The following is a 20,623-nucleotide window of genomic DNA, read 5'->3' as shown; positions in this document are numbered from 1 at the left end:
AGCACCCGCGTACGGATCAGACAACGCAACACCTCGGAGAGCAGGCGGTGTTCGTCCTGCGGACGGTTGGTCCACACCGTCACCAAATAAGTCAGGTGGTGGGCGGCTTCACGTCGTGCCGGATCCATACGTTGGGCTCTACGTAGACGGCTTGGTCATGTGCGGTGTCGCAGTGCACCGGGACGAGAGCGCCTGGTACGGCGATGTCGCCGCTGGTGTCGAACGGCAGGCCGGTCCACTGGCGCCACTGGGACAGTGAGCCGCTGACAGTCATCGATGCCGGGGCGATCTTCTGGATACTGCCACCGGCCTTGACGTGTACTCGGAGCCACGGGTCGGTCGGGAATCCGTCGGTGCCCTGTCGTCGGATGTAGTCGGTCATGGTGACGTGCGGTTCGCGGTGCTTGGCCGTGGGACGGACCGGGGCCAGCAGCACGTTGTGGCCCTGTCGGCCGACGGCCTCCTGCAGCGCGGCCAGCATGCGGTAGGACAGGCCGCGACCGAGATACTCGGTGTCCACCGTGATTTCCAGAGCACTGGCTACTGTCGGTGGGCGCCCCTGGCGCTGGTCACGGAACGCCCAGACGAGCACCTGGTCCCAGCCCTTGTCCGGCGTCTCCTCACGGCCGTCAAGGTCTGCATTGAACGGCACGCTCAGCCCGCGGGCGACGACACGGCCACCATCCGTTGCCACCACGCAGTACTGAGGGAAGTCCTCCGCCACCCGGCCCAGCAGCGCCTCCCCTACCGGATCGTGCGGTATGAAGGCCGGCCACGTCTCAGCGATCTCGTAGATACGGGAGAGCAATGACGGACGCTCGTCGAGGGTGGTGATCACGATGCTGTCTATCTCTGTCACGACCGGGACACTGCCACGGAAACATCCCTCCTGGCCAGCAGTTTTGCCCCAAGGGACCCCATGGCCATGTGCTAACGCTCTGGTCTGCCGTGACACGGCTCGCGTTTGCGCAAGGCATATCACTCGTGCGAGTTGTGCCTGAGGTGACGTTGCACCTGGTCGCTTGGCCCGGCAGCGGCCTGCAGGAGTGCGGCGACGACCCCGTGCTTCGGGGGCATGTCGTCTACGGCCCGCCGACCACGGCCTTCGGCCGCCCGCTTTCGGCCGGCCTTCTCCGGCGCTGATCGCCCGCGCCGACCTCCGACCGCCGACGATGGCCAGGACGACGACCCGGCGGGCACACGATGAACAACACCCACACCGTGCTCCACGACCCGCACGGCCTGACCCGAAGCTGAACTCCCTCTGAACCGCGCCCCGCACGAGGCGTTCGTCACCGCAGCCCCTGCCTGGAACAACCCGGATCTCGCACACCGCGACGACGAGCAGATCGCCCTCCAACTCACCGGGCACGCTCGCGCGATCGCCGACAACGTCCGACGTCTCGCCGCCCCGCCCAAGAACGATGGCCGCTGCGCCCTCGCCGAATTCGTCCTCCGCGAAGCCGACGACCACATGGGCCGCCCCACCCCAGGGCGCCGCCGGCTGCGTCCAGAACCGCGCTCGCCTCATACAGGCCCTCTACACCCGGCTGGACCACCTCGCCGAGCCCGCCCCGCAGTTCGCCAAGGGAACGCCCCACCACCCATCGTGGACGACCGGTTCATGCAGTACGCCAAAACCCGGAACTGGAGCCCGCCGCAGCTGACCGACGACGAACTCGACGAGATCGAAGAGACCCTGTTCGACGACGAAAACGCCTGACCTCACCGCTCACACGGCCTGACTTGACGGCATAGCAACGTGAGGCGTCCACGCCGACGTGGGATCCGCGGTGTCGTCCCCCAGCCGCCCGACCGGTTTGGTCACCGTCCGTGGCAAGGTCGTGTCGGCGGTCGCGCACCTGTTTTCGACGCCGAGGCGTACAAGTAGCGCAATACTGTCGGGCTATGCATCAATTGGCTGAAGCAGTGGCGCGGCCCGGCCATGCGAACGACAAGCTCGCCATCGCCTACCGGGCCGCACTCCACGTTGGCGCCAATCCTCATCTGGGTACGGCGATGACGATGAAGGGACGGCCTTTCAGTCGTAGAAGAAGAGCTCAAGGTCTTCGATGGACCCCGGCCCGGTGAGGAAACCCTCAGCCTTCGCGATCTCGTCCTCTGGCGGCAGCTCGCCCGTCAGAAGCTGCTGCATCCAGATTTCTCCCTGCTCACCGACCGCGTAGATGCCAGACAGCAGCTCGGACATGCCGGCAGGGTTCGACGGGATGCGTCCGGCGACCGGTTGGAGCACCCAACCGCCTGATCGGGCCGCGAGCCGCAGCACCCCGGCCCAGTTCGCGATCCTTCCAATGCGTACGTGCCACGAGTCCTCGGTGAACGGAGCCATCCGCCCGCCGTGGAGAGGGTTGGTGGCGGCAGCGATGTCCTTGATGGCTTGCCGTTCCACGGCGTCACGGACCCAGCGCCCTTCCTGTGCTTCTTCGATGGCGGCCTCCCACCACGTCCACCCGCCGTCGAGTCGGTCCGCGAATGTGTCCATGCGGACAGGCTTCCATGTGCGGTGCCGCAAGCATTCAGGGGACGCCGATCAGCGGACCGACTCATCAAGGAGGCAGAGTCAGCTGTTGCGGGACACGACGTTGTGGGCGCCTGAGCAGGTCTTCACGTCGTCCGTGGCGGTTGGTGCCGGAAGATTTCGGTGATCTCCGACGTTGCTTCCCAGCATGAAGATCAGCGAAGCCTCCCGGGCCAGTGGTGCGAGCGCACGCTCGTTGCGGCACTACGAGGACGAAGGGCTGATCGTCCCCGGCCGCTTCAGCAACGGGTTCCGGGACTACTGCCAATCGACGATCGACCGGGTGCTCGTCATCCGTTCCCTGCTGGAGTCCGGATTGCCGGTGCGTCTGATCAGGGACGTCCTGCCCGGCCTCAGCGACGGGACTGATGCCCGGACCGAGGCGGCGTGCGCGGAGTTTCTGCAGGAGGTGCAGAGCTATCGCGATCGACTCGTTGCACGCATCGCCGCTCTCAGCGATCAGCAGATGGCCCTGGACACCTACCTTCGGGAAGCCCGCCGCACCGATCTGTGAGATTCGCTTGACCTTGACGTAAGTGTCAGGTTTCTACGTTCGGTGCATGGAGATCAACGAGCACCAACAGACCGCCGAACAGACGATGCGGGCCCTGATCCAGCACTCGCACCGGGGGCCGAAGGACCTCGCCCTTGCCACCGGTCACCGCCGTCCTACTCCGGGACCCGGCGAATACCTGATCCGCGTCGGCGCCGCCGGGGTCAACTTCGCCGACGTCATGCAGACCCACGGAACCTACGGCGGAGGGCCGCGGGCGCCCTACGTGGCGGGCTTCGAAGCCGCGGGCGAGATCGTGGGGATCGGCACGGACGTGGAACACCCGCTTCCTCTCGGCACCCATGTCATCGGAGCTGGTCCGGGCGCCTTCGCGCAGTACATGACGATGCCGGCCGCCGGCGTCCTGCCCGTACCGACCGACTGGAGCGACGCCGAGGCGCTCGGCATGGTGCTGAACTGGGCCACCGCGCTGGCCGCGCTCAAGCCGCTGGGTGAGATCAGGACCGGCGATGTGGTGCTCATCCATGCTGCGGCCGGCGGCGTGGGACAGGCCGCTGTCCGCCTCGCCCGCCACTACGGCGCACGTGTGATCGCCACGGCCTCCCCGGCCAAGCACGCAACCGTCAAAGCACTCGGTGCCAACGAGGTCCTGGACAGCCGCCATCCCGGACTTGCCGCAGAGATCACCCGGCTGACCGGCGGGGACGGGGTCGACCTGGTTCTGGAATCGGTCGGCAAGGCCACGTTCGCCACCAGTCTGGCGGTCGCCAGACCCTTCACCGGCCGCATCGTCGTCTTCGGCGCGGCCTCCGGCGACGCCGCCGTCACCACGCACGATCTGGTCTTCACCCACCACGCCCAGATCAAGGGACTGCACATCGGTGCGCTCGCGACCGAGGCCCCGACCCTCTACCAGACGGTACTCACCGAGATCGAGGCGCTCGTCACCAACGGCGTCTACCCGCCAGGAACTCCCCAGATCCATCCCCTGGCCGAAGGGCCCGAGGTGCTTCATCAACTCGAAGCGGGCGCCACCCACGGCAAGCACGTCCTCGATCCCTGGCGCTGAGGGTGGGCGGGTGACGCGCGCGTTGTCCGGGAACAGCCCGCCGGGCGTCCGGAGGAGCAATGCCGATGTTCCTCGCTCAGCGGGCATGAGTAACGGAATCTGATCGGGCTGTGGGTCGGGTGACAGCCGGTGTGCCCGCAGGAGCCCCTCTGAGTGATCAAGCCGGCAGTCGCTGGGCCGCGCGGTGGTCGTGCGTCGGGATGATCGTGACTCGGTCCTTGACGGCGTGCAGGCGGTGCAGCGTCTGGAAGGTCTCGTGCCGGTCTTCGTCGGCGAGCTTGCCGGGGTAGCCGGCCTTTTGGCGGATGAGGTCGATCTGGTCGGTGTGCCAGGCAGCGTCGCCGGCGAGCAGCACCCAGCCCGTTGCGGTGTGCGCCAGAACTCCGACGCTGCCAGGGGTGTGTCCCGGGAGGTCGACGAGCAGGACGGAACCGTCGCCGAAGAGGTCGTGGCTGGCGGCAAAAGTGAGGATCGGCGGGCCGTCCAGTTCGTACTGGACGAGGCCCCGCCCGCGCAGGGCCTCGCGGACGCCGCCCACGGGCGCGATCGAGCCTTGCATGACCCAGTCGTGTTCGCGGCGGTGCAGGTGTACCGGCAGTTCGGGGAGATCGAGGAGTCCGCATACGTGGTCCCAATGCGTGTGCGTCGGCAGCGCGAAATCCAGGTCGGGACCCGGTCGCTCGTGCAGCGCGGTAACGGTGGCGACGGTGTCCGCCGGGGGACGCACCGCGACCCGCAGGAACGGCGGCAAGTCCGCAATGGCGCGGCTGTCGACATCCAGGCAGACACCCGGATCCACGATGAACGTCGTTTCCGGGTGGGTGATCACGAACGACATCAGCGAATTCGCGATGCGCCGCGGTTGCCGCAGCCCCTCCACGATCAGCGCGGTGGGCACGGATCGTGGCACCTGCCTCAGTGCGGACACGGTGACCGACACCGCAGTGTCCGGTAGCCCCACGTCGGTCAAGTTGCGCAGAAACCGCTGGTCGTGGCGTCGGGGGCGTACAAAACCCTTGGCTAGGCTTGCGACCGCGCCGCAGCATGCGGCCAGCGTCGGTGATCTCACAGCGTCGGACATGGCAGCCCTGTCCCTCTCGCGATCGGGTGGTGGGTTCGATGACGGGACGGTATAACTTCAGGCCGACCTGAAGTAAAGGAGCGTGATGTCCGCAGTGGAGTTGAAGATCGGCGATGCGGCTGCCCTGCTCGGGGTGGCGACGCATGTCCTCCGGCACTGGGAGGACATCGGACTGCTCAACCCGCGTCGGCTGCCTTCCGGGCATCGCGTCTACGACGACCAGACCGTCGGCCAGGCCCGCCTCATCCAAATCGGCCAGCGGGCCGGGCTGTCACTGGCCGAGATCCGTGAACTTGCCGCAGGACAAAGGGCCGACCGCATCAGCCTCGTCAACGCGAAGCGCGCCCGGATCGCCGAACACATCACGAACCTCGAACTGGCTGACCGGTTCCTGGCCCACCTGGTGCACTGCGTACACCCGGTCATCTCCGACTGCCCGGACTGTTCCGCCCTGGTGGAGCGGGGCGCGCGGTCGGCGATCGTTCAGTGACACAGCATGAGAGCGCCTTCAGCACGGCCGTGGTGAACCGGGGCACCATGCTCACGTTGGACATAAAGGATGAGTTCGTCCTCGGGAACGTTGTAGCGGACGTACTGGCCGTCCTCGAAGAACCAGACGATCTCGTCGTCGGTAGGGTGGTTGAACGCTGCGTCGATGCCCTGTTGGAACACCTCGGGCCACGGCCTGGACACGTCACTGGCCCGCTCCTGCAGGTCAGTGTCCGAGACCGTCCTCGCCGACCGGATCCATCCCTTCGACGGCTGGGTTGCTGCGACAAGGGTGGACCCGCCTGTTCCCTGGCCTGCACATCGGTAGACGAGCGCCCCAGCTGCTGCCCGAGTGAGGAAGGAGTACGACAGAGGCGACCGAAGTGTTAGCTACGTACGATTCCCGTGCTTGGCCGCAGATTCTCCGGCGTCAAGCGCACCTCCTGGGTGGTGGTTCCTCCCGAGCAAGGTGGCCACGAGGACAGCGCCGAGCGTGAGGAGGACGGCGGCGGCGGTGAGGGCGTAGGAGAAGCCTTCCGTCGCGGCGTGCTGGAGGCCGGATTGTGCGGCCAGGGCGTCGCTGCGGCGTGTGGCCAGCGCGACGAGCACCGCCACCCCCAGGGCGCCTCCGGCCTGTTGAACGGAGCTCAGGACTGCGGAGCCGAGCCCGGCGTTCTCCTCGGTGGTGCCCGTGAGTGCCGCGACGGTCAGGGCCGGCAGGCCCAGTCCGCACCCGAGGCTCGTGACGAGCATGCCGGGCAGTACTCCGGAAGCGTATCCGTCGCTCGGTGCCACGCCGGAGAGCAGGAGCAGCCCGGCCGCGCTGATCAGGAAGGAGATGACGAGGGCCGGTCGCATGCCCAGCCTGGTCACTGCCCGGGAGGAGAGCCACATGCCCAAGAGGATGCCGGCGCCATGGGGCAGGTAGGCGAGGCCGGCTGTGAGGGGGCGGTAGCCCAGGACGGTCTGCAGGTGCACCATCAGCAGGAAGGCCATCGCGTACATGGCGGCGGAGAACAGCAGGGTCGCCCCATTGGCAACGGCGCGGAGCCGGGAGGACAGGAACGACAACGGCACCAGCGGCTCGGCGGTTCGTGCCTCGACCGCGACGAAGGCGACGGCCAGGAGTACGGCGAGAGCCAGGGGCCCCACGGCGGCGGTGGTCCCCCAGCCCGACTCACCGGTCCGAAGCAGTCCGTAGACCAGGGACACCAGGGCACCGGTGCCCAGTACCGCACCGGGTACGTCGAGGCGTGCCGCGCGCGCGGCCCGGCTCTCGGGGACCAGGCGCGGGAGCAGCGCAACGGCCGCAAGGGCCACCGGCAGGTTGATCAGGAAGACCCACCGCCAGGACGCGAGGCCGGTCAGCGCGCCGGAGATCACCAGGCCCATCGTGCCGCCCAGAGCCGCGATGCCGCCCCAGATGCCAAATGCCTTGGCGCGCTCCTCGGTACCGGGGAACAGGAGGGTGATCAGTGCCAGCGCGGCCGGGCCGGCCATGGCCGCACCCGCTCCCTGGACGAACCGCCCGGCCACGAGCTGCCAGGGTTCCTGCGCGAGCCCGCAGACCAGACTCGCCGCGCCGAACAGTGCCACACCGGTCAGGAAGACGCGTCTGCGGCCGAGCAGGTCGGCCATGCGGCCGAACAGCAGCAACAGTCCGCCGAAGGCGAGGAAGTAGGCGTTGACGACCCAGGCCAGCCCCGCGGTGCTGAAGCCGAGGTCATCGCGCATGCTGGGGAGCGCGACACTCACCACGTTGTCGTCCAGGACGAGCATGAACTGCACGAAGCACAACACCACGAGAGCCGGCCCTCGGCGCCCAACCGGCTGGGCACCGACCGTGGTTGATACCGGCGTCATGCTGAGCGTCCTGTCCTCGTGAGCGGCTCGTTCGCACTGTGGCAGCGCCCGCTGCGCGGATGATTGATTCGCACAAGGCGACGCTACGTACCCGCCGCGCTGGCCGCGATGCGCTACGAGGCCACGTCATATCGCATTGAGGACATACGCTGGGAGGCATGACCGATGCCGTCGTGGGGGCCGTTCCAGCAGGGGTGGGCGCCATCGTCGTCGGGAACTTTCCGCTGGCGTCCGGGCAGTGGTTCGTCCCGCACAGCCACCCGCAGCACCAGTTGGCCTGGGCGCGGCGCGGGGTGCTCGGTGTCGCCGTCGGAGATGCCTACTGGGTCCTGCCCCGGACGCGGGCGTTGTGGCTGCCTGCGGGGGTTGTCCACCGGACCGGCGCGACCCGCGACGCGGTGCTGTGCAGCCTCTACTTCGAACCAGACAGATGCGATCAGGACTGGCCGGAACCCACACCGGTCGGCGTCGATGGGCTGCTGGCCCACCTGATCAGCTACCTCAGCCGCGGGAACCTTCACGACGACGCGCGTCTGCGGGCCGAGGCGGTCGTCCTGGACCTGCTGCACCCCCTGCCGTCCACGCCCATCGATGTACCGAGCCCCGCCGACGACCGTGTACGCGCCGTGGCCGACGCGCTGCTCGCCGACCCCGCGGACCCTCGGAGTCTTGAAGCCCACGCACGGGCCGTCGGGGTGAGCCGGCGCACGCTGACCCGGCTGTTCGTCCACGACACCGGCATGAACTTCGACCGCTGGCGCACCCATGTACGCCTGCGTGCCGCCTTGCCCCTCCTTGCTGAAGGCCAGCCCGTCTCCCGGGTCGCACATACCGTGGGATACGCGACACCGAGCGCCTTCCTGGCAGCGTTCCGGCGAACCGTCGGCACTTCCCCGGGGCGCTACCTTCATGGCGAGGATTCATTTGCGGCGTCTGCCGCAAGCACCGTCGATGAATGACCACCGCGGGATTGGACCGTAGGGAACGGGGCGGCCGAGGGGCAAGGGGCCCGGCTGCGGGCGCAGGTGACGGCCGTCCTGACGCCGTTGCCGAGTGCCGGCGGATGCCTCCCGATCTCATCGGGATCCGGACCCGGCAAGCACCTCCCGCCGGGTCGCGCGGTCGGCTCCCCCTGCACGGGCCGGTCGCGACGAACACCGTGGGCCCCTTCTTCTTACGTTCCCGTGACGTGCCGGGGCGTCGGCGCCCTGTCCGGTCCGTGCGGCCTACGGTGAGCGGTATGCGTGTACTGGTCACCGGCGGCGCCGGGTTCATCGGTTCGGAGATCGTGCGGAGCCTTGTGTCGGCGGGGCACGAGGCGGTGGTCCTCGATGCTCTGCTCCCGTCGGCGCACGGCGCCGGCGCCGATGAGACCGTCCGGCCCCTGTCGTCGAGCATCGGGTAGATGAGGACCTGGCCCATGAGGTGCGCTCCCGCCGGTCGCGTGTCATCAGCGCGACGCCGGCGGCTAGCCCTCCCCCGGCGCTCTGCCCGGCGATGATCAGCCTGTCCGGGTCCATTCCCAGTTCCCGGGCGTGCGCGGCCGTCCACAGCAGTCCGGCGTAGCAGTCCTCGACCGGGTAGGGCTCGGGGTGCTCGGGCGCGAGCCGGTAGTCGACCGTGACGAGTACGGCGTCGTGCTCGACGACCCACGGGAGGACCTGGCTCAGGCCGGAAAACCGGTTGCCGGAGACCATGCCGCCGCCGTGCGTGTGGTAGATGCCCGGACCGAGTCCCCGGTGGTCCGCGCGGGCGATCACGGAGACGGTGCTCTCATCAACCCGGTACCCGGGGACGGTCACGTCACGCCGGGTCAGAGCGGCGGCCTCCAGCGTCTCGTCGGTGACCTCGGCCAGCGACGACCGGCGCATGGCCGGGATCATGTCCGCGGTCAGGGGCGGTGGAAGCTGGTCGGCGAGGACCGCGAGAACGGCCTCCAGCTCGGGGGCGAACGGCGGTCGCGGAAGGCTGTCGGACATCGGAGGGCTCCTTGGTCTGCGCGGGGTGCTCGGGGTCGCCTGGACTCGGCGGAACCCCATCGTCGTGCGCGGGGCGCCGCGCGAGGAACCGCCGAACGCCGCGCTCCGGGGCCGTGTCCCCGCCGTTCACGCACTGCCCGCCGGGGCATATGCCTCGGTCCGGTACGGACGGGCTCACAGGCCGTCCGTACCGGACCGTTTCGAGGAAGATCAGCTGAGACCCTCGGGGACCTTCCCGCCGATGCCACGCTGCAAGGTCCGCCGACGCCGCAACATCAGTCGACCTTCAGCAGGACCTTTCCGCCAACGCCGGCGCGCAGCGAGTGGAGGGCGTCGGTGAGGCCTTCCCACGGCAGTTCCTGCACCCAACCAGTGGTGTCGTATACCCCGTCGGCCATGGCCGCGATGACCGCGTCGAACTCCTCGGGACGGTATCCGACCGCTCCGACGATCTCCGTCTCCCCCATCATCAGCTGCGTGGGCTGGAAGTCCGTGGGGTGCTCGTGCAGCGCGACGACCACCAGACGGCCGCCGGGGACCAGACCCGCCAGCGCGGAGGTGATCACCGGGCCCGCTCCTGCGGCGTCCACCGCGACGTCCACTCCGTCGCCGTCGGTGAGCGCGGCGACGGCGGCGTCGAGGTCCTCGTTCACGGGATCGACGGTCCGGGCGCCCAGGGCGGCCATGACGGCTCGGCGGTCCGCGCTGGGCTCGGAAACAAGGACCTTCTCCACACCGCGGGCCTTGAGCGCGAACCAGGTGCCGATCCCGACCGGTCCGGCCCCGGCGACGAGCGCGCTGCCGCCCGCCCGCACGCCGCTGCGCGACACAGCGTGCCAGCCCACGGCCATCGGTTCGACGAGCGCTCCCATGCGCAGGTCGACGCCGTCCGGCAGCACATGCAGCTTCGAGGCGTCGACCAGGGTGAACTCCGCCAGGCCGCCGCCATCGACGTTCGATCCGAGCGAACCCATCAGCCGGCAGGAGAAGGGCAGCCCCTTACGGCAGGCCCCGCACTCGCCGCAGGAGACCGCGAGGGGGTAGACGGCGCCGAGGTCGCCCGGCTTCACGTCCGTCACGCCCTCGCCGACCTCGACGACGGTGCCGGCGAACTCGTGGCCGAGAATCTGCGGCAGCATGGCGCCGGTGAGGGGATGCGGCTGGTCCAGGTCGAAGGGCAGCGATTCCGGAAAGAAGTAGAAGTGGAGATCGGAACCGCAGATGCCGGCGAAGGCGTTGCGGAGCTTCACCTGCCCGGGCCCGGGACAGGGCTCCGGCACCTCCTCGATGCGAACGTCTTCCTTGCCGTAGAACCGTGCGGCCTTCATTTTCCCACTCCTTCTCGAAGGGCGAGCCGGGCACCGGTCGCCCTCGTCGCGTGCCGCGCTGCCGCGGCGCCGATATCAGTGTCCGGCGGTCCCGCTTTCGCAGGTCACCGCCATACGCGGCGGTTTTCGGGGAAACGTCCCGCCGTACGCGCACCGCTACCGGGCCGTCTGCGCTCGACAAGTCGGCCAGAACGGCGGCCGGCCTCACCCCGGCCCTCGCTGGGGAGGACCAGGCGGCTGGGCCCCGCCCTTGTTTTAGACTCTCGAATACAGAATGCGCTACGGTGTGCCCATGGCCAGGCCCCGCACGTTCGACGAGAACGCCGTGCTCGACGCCGCCGCCGCCCAGTTCCGGGTGCACGGCTACGCCGACACGTCCACCGGGCAGCTCTGCGAGGCGGCGGGCGTACGCCGCAGCAGCCTGTACAACGCCTTCGTCTCGAAGGACGAGTTGTTCGTACGGGCGCTGGAGCGCTACATCACGACGATCCGCGCGTGGCAGACGGCCATCCTCGCGGACGGCTCACGCCCCGGGGCGGACCGGCTGCGCGCGCTGATCGAACTCGTCGTCGAGGAGGAACGGCACGCGGCCGAGCACGGCCACGCGGCCGGCTGCATGGTCGTGAACAGCTTCATGAGCCCCGACCTCCGCGGGCGCGACGAGCGCATCACGCGCATCCTCCGGCAAGACCTGCGGGAGCGGACCGCCCTGCTGGCCGACTCGATCCGCGCCGGCCGGACCGACGGCTCGATCCCGGAGGACATGGACCCGGAGGACGGGGCCGTGCTCGTGAACACCGTCATCTCGGGCCTGCGCGTCACCGCGCAGACCGGGGCGGAGCCCGAACGGCTCCGGCAGCTCGCCCTCACGGCGCTGTGCGCCCTACTGGGCTGACCCCTCCTTCCCGCCGGCCCCTCCGTGGGCCGCCGCACGGCTTTCGCGTACCCGAATTTTGGATTCTCAAATACAGAAAGGTAAATCCGTGACCGCCACCCTTGCCCCGGAACCCTCGCGCGAGACCTGGCTCACCGGCCTCAACACCCTGCGCCACTGGACCACCGAACACGGCAAACGCCGACGTTCCTCTCGACGCCACCACCCCGCCCCAGACCACCACCGACACCCTCTACCAACTCGGCACCTGGGTCAGCGAGCAGCGCCGCGCCTTCCGCCTCAGCACGCTCAAGGCATGGCGCGCCCGCCTCCTCAACGAGCGCGACATGATCTGGCCCGTCGCGGACGCCCAGTTCCAAAAGAACCGGTCCGCCGCCCGCGCCTACCACCACAACCACCACACCCCGGCCGGGCCGCGGAACGGCGTGCGCGCTCGAAGCGATCGCCCCCGACTGGAACCCTCACTGGCCCATCGACTGGCAACGCCACTACGCCGCCGCCCGCGAACTCCTCGACGAGGAGAACGGCCTCACCGAAGTCCTGCCCGGTGTCACCGTCCACGGACTCGACACCGGCACCTCGATCAACCACCAACGTGTCCCAGATGTCTGACAGGCCCTCGCCCCCCGGACAACGCGAACGCCTCAAACACCTCCGCCCACCCCCGCCCGACCGACCCGGGGCCCCGCCCTGAGTTCTTGTTCCGGCCGGGACCGTCTCCGGGCCGACTGCCGAGAAGACGAACTCCTTCGAGCGCGGACTGACCGCGCTCACCCAGTACGCGGGACGCGAAGGCCGCACCGTCGTCCCCCGGACCCACATCGAGGAAACACCCCACGGACCGATCCGCCTGGGCACCTGGATCAGCAACACCCGCAGCCGACGCAACCGCCTCAGCACCACCCAGCGCGCGCAACTCACCGCCCTCGGCGTGACCTGAGCAGCCGAACGACGGCTCCCCACCCCGACGCACAGAGCAGGGAGACACCGGATGGGCACCGAGAGCACCGATCAGGGAGCCAGGAGCACGGGACCGTCGGACAACGCGCGGACCCGCGCTCGGCTCGCCGGCCACCGCATGGCTCTCACCGGCCTGATCAGCGCCGAGGCGTTCTGCCCCGAACAGACGGACAGTGCGGCGTGTGCCCAGGTCCTGCTCGGCCGCCCCAAGACGCGGACGGTGCGTCCTGCTTCCACGTCCGGGAGAAGGGGACGTGCAGAGGATCGCGTGCGCGTACGCATCTATCTACACTTCCGGGCATGCCCGCTTCCAGCCGCTCCGAGCTCATCGCCCTTCTCGCACAGGGAAAGCCCGGGGAGTTGTTGGGCACTGCGGAGTGCGACTGGGTCGACTTCAAGAGCGGCGGCTTCGGCGCCCCGTACGACCTGCGCACGCCTAAGGGGAAGTTCGAGCTCAGCAAGGACGTCGCCGCGTTCGCGAATTCCGGGGGCGGGCTGATCGTGTGCGGCGTTGCCGGGAAGCAGAAGGCGACCGAGCTCGTCGAGGTCGCCACGAAGCTCACCCCGTTCCAGCAGTCGCTCATCAAGATCGACCAGTTCAAGACCACCGTGGACGACCTCGTCCGACCGCTCATCAAGGTCTCCTATCACTGGTTCGCTCACCCCGAAGGCGACGACGAAGCCTCCGGGCACTACTTCGTGATCGACATCGAAGGGCTTGCCGACGCCGAGCGCTGGGCCCTGGTACGCAAGGTCCTCAACGACAAGGACCAGTTCACCGAGGGCTGGACGGTCCCGATCCGGCATGACGACCGTACGACGACGATGTCGGCCGATGACGCCTACCGGCTCATCAACGACGGACTGCGCAGCCGGACGGCCCCTCCCTGGGCTGTGCCCGCCCCGACGACGCCGGCAGACCCCGCCCAAGCTCGTCACAATCTGGAGGCCCACCTCGGGTGGGACGACCTGCCGGTCCTGTTCTGGCAGAGCGCTCCGCAGAACGCCCCCGAACTCGTCGACGGTCTGCACAGCCAGGAAGGGTCCCAGGTCTCTGTACCGCCGCCGGCAGCGACGTCGGCTGCGCGGCGCACGAGACGTAACGTCTCCAGCGCGGCGATGCGGTCCAGCTCCACGAAGTTCATCACGCGTCCTCCAGGCGGGCGAAGCCCTCCGGCCAGGGAGTCCTACCGGTGAGAATGGCGCGGGCCCGGCCCCACACGGCGTCCGGATCAAAATCCTCGGCTTCCCAGGCGGCGGCCCGCATCGTGCCGCCGCCCCGGCGGGCCCGAACGACCGCCATGTGGTCGGAGCGGCCGACGAACGCACTGAGCGCGGCCTCGTCGCGCCACACGCTGACCGAGCCCGAGCGCAGGCCCGCCACGTCAGCCCACAGCCACATGCCGAGCGCGCCCGGCGTATTCGGCCAGGTTCGGCGAAGGCGCAGGCCCGCGAGAGCGATCACGGCCGCGTGCGGATGACTCGTCGCGGTGAAGTCGGTGACGCTCACGACGACGGGGCACAGGGCCAGCGGTACAGGGCCGGAACGCCAGCGGGTGCGCAACAGCCGGTAGGTCTCAGGTCGAGTGGTCATAGCGCGAGCATAAAACTACACGACCGATCGTGCTATTATTTTCCCACGCTCGATCGGGGCCTATAACGGAACAATTCAGAGCGTTTGGGGCACTAGCGAAGGGTCCGTTGCCGTCGCCTGCAGCCTGGCAATGATGCCTGTCCGCGCCCGGACGTACGGCAGGGTCTCGGCGGTCAGGAGCGAATGCGCGTTGGCCGTCTCCATGAGCGCCACCAACTCGAAGGCCAACTGCGCCATATCGCTGTCGCCGCGAAGTTCACCGCCTGCCTGCGCGTCGACCGCGCAGTCCTCCACGTACGCCATCCACGTCGCCAGCGACTGCGCGAGCGCGTCGTGTACCGGGCCCTGCCGGGCGTCGAACTCGGCCATCACCGCATAGAAGAAGCAGCCTCCGGGAAACACCCGGCGCTGCGAATAGCCAAGCCAGCTCCCGCAGAGGTGCGCAAGGCGGGCCACTCCAGAGGGAATGCCGTCCACCGGCCCCAGCACCTCATCGGCGAAGATCCTCGAAGCAGCCCGGACCGTGGCCAGTTGCAGCTCCTCCTTGGAACCGAACAGCGCGAACACCCCGCTCTTGCTCAGCCCGAGCTCGGTGGCAAGCCGTCCCACCGACAGGGCTTCGAGCCCCTCGACGGAGGCGATGTCAACGGTCCGGCGTAGCACGAGGCGCCGGGTGCGGTTGCCCCGCTCGACCCGCCCATCCGCCTTGGCGGCGTTCCCTCCGTCACTCGTGATGTTCCCGTGCCGGAAAGGGCCGTCGGGCTCGCGCTCGGGACCGCCCGCCTGGGCGCTTATGTCGTTGCTGCTCACCCGCCCAGTCTGCCAGCACAGCTGGCGCGACCGAGGGACTGGTGGCTGCGGAGGCGCCTCGTCGTGCGGGCCGGTCTGCCCAGCCGTAGCCGACGTCATCGCCCCACGTCTCGCTCGGCGGGCGACAGCTGGCGCTGCCGGACGTCCCGAAGGTGTAGATCCCGTCAGCCCGGCCGTCACCCGTGTGATCTGCCTTGACCACTGCACGATGGACACTCAGCGGGCACTCGCAACCGGCTTTTACGCAGAAGATGACGTCAGTTCCCCTCGGGGTCGCCCCATGCCTGTGCGGCGTCTCGTCTTCACGTCCGGCATTGCCGCGCCCTCAACCGCCCGTGACGTGTCGCGCCGTCCGGCCGTCGAGGCGCTGCTCGCCACAGAGGCACCTGTCAGACGGAGCTGCGAGGATCCCGTTGATCACGTAGCGGGCCTTTGTGACCGCGTCACTTTCCCCCAGGCGCAATGCGGTGTTCACGGCGTGAAGCACGGCGTCGATCTGAAAGGCAGCCAGGTCCACGTCCAGCTGGGCGATCTCCCCGTTACTCACTGCGCGACCGAGTTCACCCGCGAGCAGAGTGCGCCAGGTGTGGCGGTGGAGCAGCAGGGCGTCGCGGACCTTCCCGGGTCGGCTGTCGAAATCGGGGAGGCAGGCCGCCCAGAAGCAGCCCCCGGGAAACAGTGGTTCCTCGACGTAGGAGATCCAGTGTTGCATCAGCGCGCGGAACCGGGCGGCGCCCGGCTGAGCTGTCAGCGAGGGACGGATAACCGCTTCCGCGAATTCCTCGCGCGCACACTTCGCGACCGCGAGCTGCAGGTTCTGCTTGGTCTTGAAGAGCGTCTGGATCCCGCTCTTGCTCAGCCCCAGGTCCGTAGCCAGACGGCCGATGCTAAGCCCGTTGAGCCCTTCCAGTGAGGCGATGTCGACGCCGTGGCGCGTGATTCTCTGCCGGGCCCGGGCACCGCGGGCGAGGCGCTGGTCCGACGCCGCTACGTCTGCCGCTTCCTTCGAAGACATAGCCACTTCTCACCCCTCGGTTTCCTGATAGCCCGTTCACCGGGCTTCATCCTGCCATGCGCTTGCACAAAACGTGCGACCGATCGTACGTTTACTTCACGAGCCTGAAGGAGGCACCTATGCACGGGCAACACATGCTTGAACTGGCGCAGGCGCTCGCCGTCGCCAAGAGCCAGCAGGACGTTCCGGCCGCCCTGCGGCTGCTCCACCCCGACATGGCCCTGGAGACCCCGGCCTTAGGTACGTCATATCGGGGCTTGGCCGACAACGAGAGGGCGTTACGTCACTTCTTCGCCTCGTTCCCGGACTATGACGTCGTCCTGGACGGCCACGCAAACAACGCTGACACGCTCACGTGCTGGGGTACGGCGCGGCTGACCATGACGGGCAACCGGTTCGGCGTGGTCCCCAACGGCAGGCGTGCCGAGATGCCGGTGTTCATCCAATTCACCTTCGAAGACGACCTGATCGCCGGAGAACGCTTCTTCTTCGACCTGGCGACCCTGTGCGCCCAGTCGGGCGTTTCAACGGACGCGCTCCGCCAGAAGCTGTTCCCCGCGCTTGCGGAAGGTGAGACGGCATGAAGCAGGACCCACGCGTGAAGGACATTGGCGAAATCCGGACCGCGCACCTCTTCGACATGGTCGTGGACCTGAACCCCCGCCTGCCCTTCGGCGATGGCCCGCTCGGCCGGCGCGTCTTCTTCGGCGCGGCGGGCGGCACGTTCCACGGCCCCGCGCTGAGCGGTGACGTCCACCCTGGAGGCGGAGACTGGGCCTTGTTCGCGCCCGACGGAGCGATGGCGCTGGACGTACGCCTGACACTGCGCACCCACGACGGCGCCCTCCTGCACATGGCCTACGGCGGTCGCTGGATCACCCCGCCCGAGGCACGCGACGCCCTGGCCGACCCCGAAGAGCGACACCGGATCGACCCGGCCAGCTACTACTTCCGCACCAACCCACTGTTCGAGACCGGGGCGGAGCGTTACGCATGGCTCAACCACACGGTTTGCGTGGGTTCGGGATACCTCGTCGAGGGCGGCATCGCCTACAAGGTGTTTCAGATCCTGTGACGAAACGCCGCGGCTGGCATGTGTCATGGCGCGCCCCCGTGCGAACGAGAGAATGCAGCACGTAGTAGTCAAGACCATCCACCGACACCAACCCGAGGCGACGGTCGAACGCCAGACCGAGGCGCTGCGCCAGGCGAACCCGCCACCGGTTTCCTCCCAGGAGGTAACGCCTGCGGCGGCCCTCGGCGGCCCTCGCGCAGCCGACGGTGTTGCGCCGCCAGCCGCGGCGCCACCCTTGTCGCCGACGTCATCTGCGCCGGTCTGCTGACCCGGAGCGCGTGGCCGGCACGGGGGCTCGCCGGTCTCTTCGTCGACGCGGCGGTCGTTCACCCCGGCGCGGTGACCTCGGCCGGGCAGGCCGCGGTGACCACGGTCCGGGACCGGTGGTGGCCGTTACGGACCACCAGCCGATGCCCCCGCTCGTCGGCTTCGGTCGCCAACTCGGCTATGTACCAGTCGACTTCCGCTTGCAGCGCCGCAGCCAGGCTCCGACAGGCGCCCTCACGGACGATCGCGCCGATCAAGGAGCCGGGCTCGGCGGAACCGTCGGCATTCACTACCCTGAGCACGGGCGTGCCTTCCCCACCCGCGCTGCGAACGCGGGCCTACTCGGTCACCATCACAGGATCATTCGGGAAGGTACGCTCTCCGCATCCCTCCCCGCACCGATCCACAAGTCCTGAGCGTTGCTCATCACTCTCAGCCACAGCAACGCGGCGGACCTCACCGACGAAGTCGCATCCGCCATACGGGCCTACTCCCTGGTCCTGTTCCGGCCCCGGACTTGTCGGAGCACCCACCGCGCCACTACGCCGACGAAGGTCGCTTGACGCCTTACGCGCCACGACCCCACCGCGAAAAACCCTGTTCGATCGCAGCTAGGTACTGAGCAAGGTCAAATCGAACTTCCTCTATGACCCGATCGTCAGCCCCTGGGTACATCAGACCGTCCCAGAGCACGGTCTGGCCTCGGAGCCGTATCCGGATGCAGAGCGCCGAGGCCGTGAAGCCCTGCCCATGGGCTGCAACATCCACACTCCGGGCTTGATCAGTGGGGTAGAGCGGACCCCCCGGTCTGAGCAGCTGACCTGGGGGACCGCCAACTGCACCGCTGTAGCCACGCGCGATCAAATCGAGGCCATCGACGAAGAGGTACGTGTGTACAGCACCACAGACGGGTGGCCCAGGACAGGCAGTGACCAGCAGCGTGCTGATCGAGTCGTGCACCTGGCGATCACTAAGACCGGCGCGCACCAGGCGCGGGGACTTACGCGGCATCCGACCTTCGCGACATCACGAAGCCGATGTTAGCGGCCCAGCAGACTGTCTGCCGACTCCTTCCCGAGCCGTCAATCAGGCTCCCACTGCAGCGACGCAGCTCGGTCAGCCCACGGGATCGAGGGGCTGTCGGCGTACACACGAACGTGGCTCCGGCAAGATTCTCGTAGGCGGATCATGGTGCGGTGCGGCGGGTGCGCCTCCATCGCCTGCTTCACCCCGGCGGCCTCCAGCTGGCGCAGGACGTCGGCGACGTCGCCGTGGTCCTCGGCGAGGATGTCCTCGGTGAAGCTGCCTGCCGACGGCGCACATCGCATCTGCGCGACCGACTCCCCCAGCCACTCCAGCGTCAGGTCCACGACGATGTCCTGGCGCAGCTCCAGCACCCGGCGTTCCTCCTCGCCCATCGGCGCCCACGCGATGTGCGCCGTCGGCGGCGGCCGGAACGGTTGGCTCTGTTCGTGGCAATGGGCTCTGGCTCAACTTCTGTGGTCCGTGACTTTAGGTCACCGATCAAATCTCGAACAGGGCTTCCTCTTGTGGCGGGATCGGAGGGTCAAGGACGTTGCGGAGGCGGGTGATGTCCTGGCGCCACTTCGACCAGTTCGTAGCTTCGGCCCATAGCTCGGCGAGTTCAGACCGGTTGGAGACCACTTGGTCCAAGGCGTCGACGGCGAGCCCTCGAAGGTCTGCAGACAGCTCCGGTAGCGGCTCTGATGGGCCATAGTGCGAACACGCCGGATCGCCGTCGGGATGCTGGGCGACGACCAGGGCCGCCGCGCCCACGGCTCGCTCGCCGTCGTAGATTCCCAGGAAGTCCGCCGGCCCGGCGGCGCGCTTGAGCACGCCGCGGATCATGGCTTCGCGTTCTTCCAGTGCTGCCTCGTCCAGGTCACCGGCGAAGTCGGCGGCGGTGTCGTTGTCGAAAGGGCCGAAGTCCCAGGCGCCCATGTCTCTCCTCGCGCAGTCGTCCGGGGATCGTCGCACTGGTCACTGACAGTGCGCTCAGGAGGCAAGCAGTACCCGCTCGCGGGGAAGGTTGAGGTGCGTTACGGGCACCCGGGTCAGCCCGGGGCGGTGCGTCTTCGTCGGGATCAGCGAGGCGAGCGCGGGTATCGGCGCGGCAGGGGGTGTGGGTGAGGCCAGTAGCGGCGTCGGTGCGTCAGGTTTCCCGGCGGGTGCGGGATGGAGCGGCGGTGAGGATGGTCGCCTCGTGCGCGCCGACCGCACCGGAAACCCCCGGAGGCAGCAGCCGCGCCTTCAGGGTGACGAGCGCGCCTGCGTCGGCGATCCGCACGGCGCGCGCTCTCACCCGGCACCGGTTGCAGCAATCCGGCTTGGACGGTGTGCGGGTCTACGCCGGTTCGCAGCCGGATCCCAGAACGCTGTTTCCTTCGTCGGAGAGGGTTGCCTCGCTGCAGCGAAACGCCGGCTGTTGCGAGGCGGGTCGGTAGAAGGTGGGTGAATGCTGCGGGGTCGCCGCGAGTTCGGCTCCACCCGGATTGACGCGGACCGGGACGGGTCCAACGCCCACGAGGAAGTCCTGCCGCCGAAGGAGAACCCCTCCGCACTGCAGCGGCAGAAAGCCGGCCCCGGGTGACCGACGCCCGGCCGGGGGCCCGTCGGGGACCCCGAGCCCGCCATGCCGACGACGACACCCCCACCGCAACCGGTCATCCCACCGCCCGCTTCACCAGCAGGGCGATCCGCGCTTCCACCTCGCCCGTCACGCCGGTGAGCACGAATCCGGCCGCCCACACCGCTCGGCACTCGCCCTGTCCAGCCCGCCGATCGGCCCCGTCTACCGCGCACTCATCGCCGAGGCACAGTCCGACCCCGCCCTGCGAGCGACCCTGCACGAACGCTTCCTGACCACCGTCGAGCACCGCACCCTCGACCGGATCACCCGCGCCCAGCACACCGGCGAACTCACCGCGGACACCCCCCTGGAACACGCCGCCGAAATCCTCTGCGGCGCCCTGCACTACCGCAGCCTCCTCTCCACCCGCCCCGTCGACGAGGACGCGGTCGACGGACTGCTCGACATGTTCATGGCCGCATACGCGACCAACCACCGGACCGATCCACCCGGTTCAGCCCGCTGACCCCAGAGGGAGCATGGACGGACCTCGGG

Annotated in this window: 21 protein-coding genes and 6 pseudogenes; 12 read left to right on the top strand and 15 right to left on the bottom strand. The window is 68.7% G+C overall.

Annotated features, from left to right (window positions below; translation table 11 throughout):
- Positions 1-95 (bottom strand): annotated as a pseudogene (locus ACZ4FH_RS36545) (Pvc16 family protein); the annotation flags it as partial.
- Complete coding sequence (locus ACZ4FH_RS36540) at positions 92-859, bottom strand: N-acetyltransferase (protein WP_467310408.1); 768 nt, start codon at positions 857-859, stop codon at positions 92-94. The pseudogene ACZ4FH_RS36545 and the gene ACZ4FH_RS36540, both read right to left, overlap by 4 nt.
- A gap of 906 nt (positions 860-1,765) precedes the next feature.
- Between ACZ4FH_RS36540 and ACZ4FH_RS36535 the strand changes: the two are divergent.
- Positions 1,766-2,023, top strand: a pseudogene (locus tag ACZ4FH_RS36535) (IS5/IS1182 family transposase); the annotation flags it as partial.
- A gap of 18 nt (positions 2,024-2,041) precedes the next feature.
- On the opposite strand, the gene ACZ4FH_RS36530 reads toward ACZ4FH_RS36535, so the two are convergent.
- Positions 2,042-2,503 (bottom strand): hypothetical protein, encoded by a 462-nt coding sequence (locus tag ACZ4FH_RS36530; RefSeq protein WP_467310407.1) that lies wholly within the window; start codon positions 2,501-2,503, stop codon positions 2,042-2,044.
- A 184-nt stretch (positions 2,504-2,687) separates the two neighbouring features.
- Here ACZ4FH_RS36530 and ACZ4FH_RS36525 point away from each other — a divergent pair, with 184 nt between their 5' ends.
- Both ACZ4FH_RS36525 and ACZ4FH_RS36520 read left to right on the top strand, forming a co-directional pair.
- Positions 2,688-3,053 carry a MerR family transcriptional regulator gene (locus tag ACZ4FH_RS36525; RefSeq protein WP_467310405.1) on the top strand — a complete coding sequence of 122 codons (366 nt, stop codon included), beginning with the start codon at positions 2,688-2,690 and terminating at the stop codon, positions 3,051-3,053.
- 46 nt (positions 3,054-3,099) lie between these two features.
- Entirely contained in the window at positions 3,100-4,122 is a 1,023-nt protein-coding gene (locus ACZ4FH_RS36520) for a zinc-binding dehydrogenase (protein WP_467310403.1), read from the top strand.
- A gap of 157 nt (positions 4,123-4,279) precedes the next feature.
- Here ACZ4FH_RS36520 and ACZ4FH_RS36515 read toward each other — a convergent pair whose 3' ends face one another.
- Positions 4,280-5,020, bottom strand: a complete 741-nt coding sequence (locus ACZ4FH_RS36515) for an MBL fold metallo-hydrolase (RefSeq protein ID WP_467310401.1) — start codon at positions 5,018-5,020, stop codon at positions 4,280-4,282.
- A 268-nt stretch (positions 5,021-5,288) separates the two neighbouring features.
- Here ACZ4FH_RS36515 and ACZ4FH_RS36510 point away from each other — a divergent pair, with 268 nt between their 5' ends.
- The gene (locus tag ACZ4FH_RS36510; protein ID WP_467310399.1) at positions 5,289-5,693 is read left to right on the top strand and encodes a MerR family transcriptional regulator; all 405 of its coding nucleotides are present in this window, start codon (positions 5,289-5,291) and stop codon (positions 5,691-5,693) included.
- Here the strand turns inward: ACZ4FH_RS36510 and ACZ4FH_RS36505 are convergent.
- Both ACZ4FH_RS36505 and ACZ4FH_RS36500 read right to left on the bottom strand, forming a co-directional pair.
- Positions 5,687-5,896, bottom strand: coding sequence for a hypothetical protein (locus ACZ4FH_RS36505; protein ID WP_467310397.1), 210 nt, complete (start codon positions 5,894-5,896; stop codon positions 5,687-5,689). The two genes, ACZ4FH_RS36510 and ACZ4FH_RS36505, sit on opposite strands and share 7 nt — an antisense overlap.
- 186 nt (positions 5,897-6,082) lie before the next feature.
- Complete coding sequence (locus ACZ4FH_RS36500; protein WP_467310395.1) at positions 6,083-7,555, bottom strand: MFS transporter; 1,473 nt, start codon at positions 7,553-7,555, stop codon at positions 6,083-6,085.
- 158 nt (positions 7,556-7,713) lie between these two features.
- Between ACZ4FH_RS36500 and ACZ4FH_RS36495 the strand changes: the two genes are divergently transcribed.
- Together ACZ4FH_RS36495 and ACZ4FH_RS36490 are read left to right on the top strand one after the other, a co-directional pair.
- Complete coding sequence (locus ACZ4FH_RS36495) at positions 7,714-8,514, top strand: helix-turn-helix transcriptional regulator (protein WP_467310393.1); 801 nt, start codon at positions 7,714-7,716, stop codon at positions 8,512-8,514.
- A gap of 281 nt (positions 8,515-8,795) precedes the next feature.
- Positions 8,796-8,918 (top strand): annotated as a pseudogene (locus tag ACZ4FH_RS36490) (NAD-dependent epimerase/dehydratase family protein); the annotation flags it as partial.
- A gap of 127 nt (positions 8,919-9,045) precedes the next feature.
- On the opposite strand, the pseudogene ACZ4FH_RS36485 reads toward ACZ4FH_RS36490, so the two are convergent.
- Together ACZ4FH_RS36485 and ACZ4FH_RS36480 are read right to left on the bottom strand one after the other, a co-directional pair.
- Positions 9,046-9,252: pseudogene (locus ACZ4FH_RS36485) on the bottom strand (alpha/beta hydrolase); the annotation flags it as partial.
- Positions 9,253-9,809: 557 nt separating this feature from the next.
- The gene (locus ACZ4FH_RS36480) at positions 9,810-10,862 is read right to left on the bottom strand and encodes a 2,3-butanediol dehydrogenase (protein WP_467310391.1); all 1,053 of its coding nucleotides are present in this window, start codon (positions 10,860-10,862) and stop codon (positions 9,810-9,812) included.
- A gap of 292 nt (positions 10,863-11,154) precedes the next feature.
- Here ACZ4FH_RS36480 and ACZ4FH_RS36475 point away from each other — a divergent pair, with 292 nt between their 5' ends.
- The 3 genes and pseudogenes from ACZ4FH_RS36475 (at position 11,155) to ACZ4FH_RS36465 (ending at position 13,914) form a co-directional block, all read left to right on the top strand.
- A complete protein-coding gene (locus tag ACZ4FH_RS36475) occupies positions 11,155-11,757 on the top strand; it encodes a TetR/AcrR family transcriptional regulator (RefSeq protein ID WP_467310389.1) in 603 nt (200 codons plus the stop codon).
- 754 nt (positions 11,758-12,511) lie between these two features.
- Positions 12,512-12,697 (top strand): annotated as a pseudogene (locus ACZ4FH_RS36470) (helicase associated domain-containing protein); the annotation flags it as partial.
- A 320-nt stretch (positions 12,698-13,017) separates the two neighbouring features.
- The gene (locus ACZ4FH_RS36465) at positions 13,018-13,914 is read left to right on the top strand and encodes an AlbA family DNA-binding domain-containing protein (RefSeq protein WP_467310388.1); all 897 of its coding nucleotides are present in this window, start codon (positions 13,018-13,020) and stop codon (positions 13,912-13,914) included.
- On the opposite strand, the gene ACZ4FH_RS36460 is transcribed toward ACZ4FH_RS36465, so the two are convergent.
- The 3 genes from ACZ4FH_RS36460 to ACZ4FH_RS36450 form a co-directional block, all read right to left on the bottom strand.
- On the bottom strand, positions 13,862-14,311 hold the full coding sequence (locus ACZ4FH_RS36460; RefSeq protein WP_467310386.1) for a hypothetical protein: 450 nt from the start codon (positions 14,309-14,311) through the stop codon (positions 13,862-13,864). The genes ACZ4FH_RS36465 and ACZ4FH_RS36460 overlap by 53 nt on opposite strands.
- A gap of 75 nt (positions 14,312-14,386) precedes the next feature.
- Complete coding sequence (locus ACZ4FH_RS36455; protein WP_467310410.1) at positions 14,387-15,046, bottom strand: TetR/AcrR family transcriptional regulator; 660 nt, start codon at positions 15,044-15,046, stop codon at positions 14,387-14,389.
- 400 nt (positions 15,047-15,446) lie between these two features.
- Positions 15,447-16,136, bottom strand: a complete 690-nt coding sequence (locus ACZ4FH_RS36450; protein WP_467310385.1) for a TetR/AcrR family transcriptional regulator — start codon at positions 16,134-16,136, stop codon at positions 15,447-15,449.
- Positions 16,137-16,255: 119 nt separating this feature from the next.
- Here ACZ4FH_RS36450 and ACZ4FH_RS36445 point away from each other — a divergent pair, with 119 nt between their 5' ends.
- Entirely contained in the window at positions 16,256-16,720 is a 465-nt protein-coding gene (locus tag ACZ4FH_RS36445; protein WP_467310384.1) for an ester cyclase, read from the top strand.
- The gene (locus tag ACZ4FH_RS36440) at positions 16,717-17,211 is read left to right on the top strand and encodes a DUF3237 domain-containing protein (protein WP_467310382.1); all 495 of its coding nucleotides are present in this window, start codon (positions 16,717-16,719) and stop codon (positions 17,209-17,211) included. Before ACZ4FH_RS36445 ends, ACZ4FH_RS36440 begins: the two co-directional genes overlap by 4 nt.
- Positions 17,212-17,505: 294 nt before the next feature.
- Here the strand turns inward: ACZ4FH_RS36440 and ACZ4FH_RS36435 are convergent.
- The 4 genes and pseudogenes from ACZ4FH_RS36435 to ACZ4FH_RS36420 all read right to left on the bottom strand — a co-directional run.
- Positions 17,506-17,780: pseudogene (locus tag ACZ4FH_RS36435) on the bottom strand (IS256 family transposase); the annotation flags it as partial.
- 780 nt (positions 17,781-18,560) lie between these two features.
- The gene (locus tag ACZ4FH_RS36430) at positions 18,561-18,875 is read right to left on the bottom strand and encodes a hypothetical protein (RefSeq protein WP_467310380.1); all 315 of its coding nucleotides are present in this window, start codon (positions 18,873-18,875) and stop codon (positions 18,561-18,563) included.
- 127 nt (positions 18,876-19,002) lie between these two features.
- Positions 19,003-19,440, bottom strand: a complete 438-nt coding sequence (locus ACZ4FH_RS36425; RefSeq protein WP_467310378.1) for a DUF4259 domain-containing protein — start codon at positions 19,438-19,440, stop codon at positions 19,003-19,005.
- Between the two features lie 211 nt (positions 19,441-19,651).
- The gene (locus ACZ4FH_RS36420; protein ID WP_467310376.1) at positions 19,652-19,786 is read right to left on the bottom strand and encodes a hypothetical protein; all 135 of its coding nucleotides are present in this window, start codon (positions 19,784-19,786) and stop codon (positions 19,652-19,654) included.
- A gap of 160 nt (positions 19,787-19,946) precedes the next feature.
- Between ACZ4FH_RS36420 and ACZ4FH_RS36415 the strand changes: the two genes are divergently transcribed.
- Entirely contained in the window at positions 19,947-20,594 is a 648-nt protein-coding gene (locus tag ACZ4FH_RS36415; RefSeq protein WP_467310374.1) for a TetR-like C-terminal domain-containing protein, read from the top strand.
- The last annotated feature ends 29 nt before the right edge of the window (positions 20,595-20,623 follow it).

It is taken from the genome of Streptomyces sp. NPDC024555, assembly GCF_055559335.1.
The sequence above is the reverse complement of the archived record's forward strand: the minus strand, read 5'-3'. Positions and strand labels throughout refer to the sequence as shown.

What these genes read in the sequence shown, in the direction of transcription:
- ACZ4FH_RS36500 (WP_467310395.1), bottom strand. Translation starts at nt 7,555, where the DNA reads ATGACGCCGGTATCAACCACGGTCGGTGCCCAGCCGGTTGGGCGCCGA.
- ACZ4FH_RS36510 (WP_467310399.1), top strand. Translation starts at nt 5,289, where the DNA reads ATGTCCGCAGTGGAGTTGAAGATCGGCGATGCGGCTGCCCTGCTCGGG.
- ACZ4FH_RS36460 (WP_467310386.1), bottom strand. Translation starts at nt 14,311, where the DNA reads ATGACCACTCGACCTGAGACCTACCGGCTGTTGCGCACCCGCTGGCGT.
- ACZ4FH_RS36450 (WP_467310385.1), bottom strand. Translation starts at nt 16,136, where the DNA reads ATGTCTTCGAAGGAAGCGGCAGACGTAGCGGCGTCGGACCAGCGCCTC.
- ACZ4FH_RS36465 (WP_467310388.1), top strand. Translation starts at nt 13,018, where the DNA reads ATGCCCGCTTCCAGCCGCTCCGAGCTCATCGCCCTTCTCGCACAGGGA.
- ACZ4FH_RS36475 (WP_467310389.1), top strand. Translation starts at nt 11,155, where the DNA reads ATGGCCAGGCCCCGCACGTTCGACGAGAACGCCGTGCTCGACGCCGCC.
- ACZ4FH_RS36495 (WP_467310393.1), top strand. Translation starts at nt 7,714, where the DNA reads ATGACCGATGCCGTCGTGGGGGCCGTTCCAGCAGGGGTGGGCGCCATC.
- ACZ4FH_RS36525 (WP_467310405.1), top strand. Translation starts at nt 2,688, where the DNA reads ATGAAGATCAGCGAAGCCTCCCGGGCCAGTGGTGCGAGCGCACGCTCG.
- ACZ4FH_RS36445 (WP_467310384.1), top strand. Translation starts at nt 16,256, where the DNA reads ATGCACGGGCAACACATGCTTGAACTGGCGCAGGCGCTCGCCGTCGCC.
- ACZ4FH_RS36425 (WP_467310378.1), bottom strand. Translation starts at nt 19,440, where the DNA reads ATGGGCGCCTGGGACTTCGGCCCTTTCGACAACGACACCGCCGCCGAC.
- ACZ4FH_RS36440 (WP_467310382.1), top strand. Translation starts at nt 16,717, where the DNA reads ATGAAGCAGGACCCACGCGTGAAGGACATTGGCGAAATCCGGACCGCG.
- ACZ4FH_RS36480 (WP_467310391.1), bottom strand. Translation starts at nt 10,862, where the DNA reads ATGAAGGCCGCACGGTTCTACGGCAAGGAAGACGTTCGCATCGAGGAG.
- ACZ4FH_RS36530 (WP_467310407.1), bottom strand. Translation starts at nt 2,503, where the DNA reads ATGGACACATTCGCGGACCGACTCGACGGCGGGTGGACGTGGTGGGAG.
- ACZ4FH_RS36520 (WP_467310403.1), top strand. Translation starts at nt 3,100, where the DNA reads ATGGAGATCAACGAGCACCAACAGACCGCCGAACAGACGATGCGGGCC.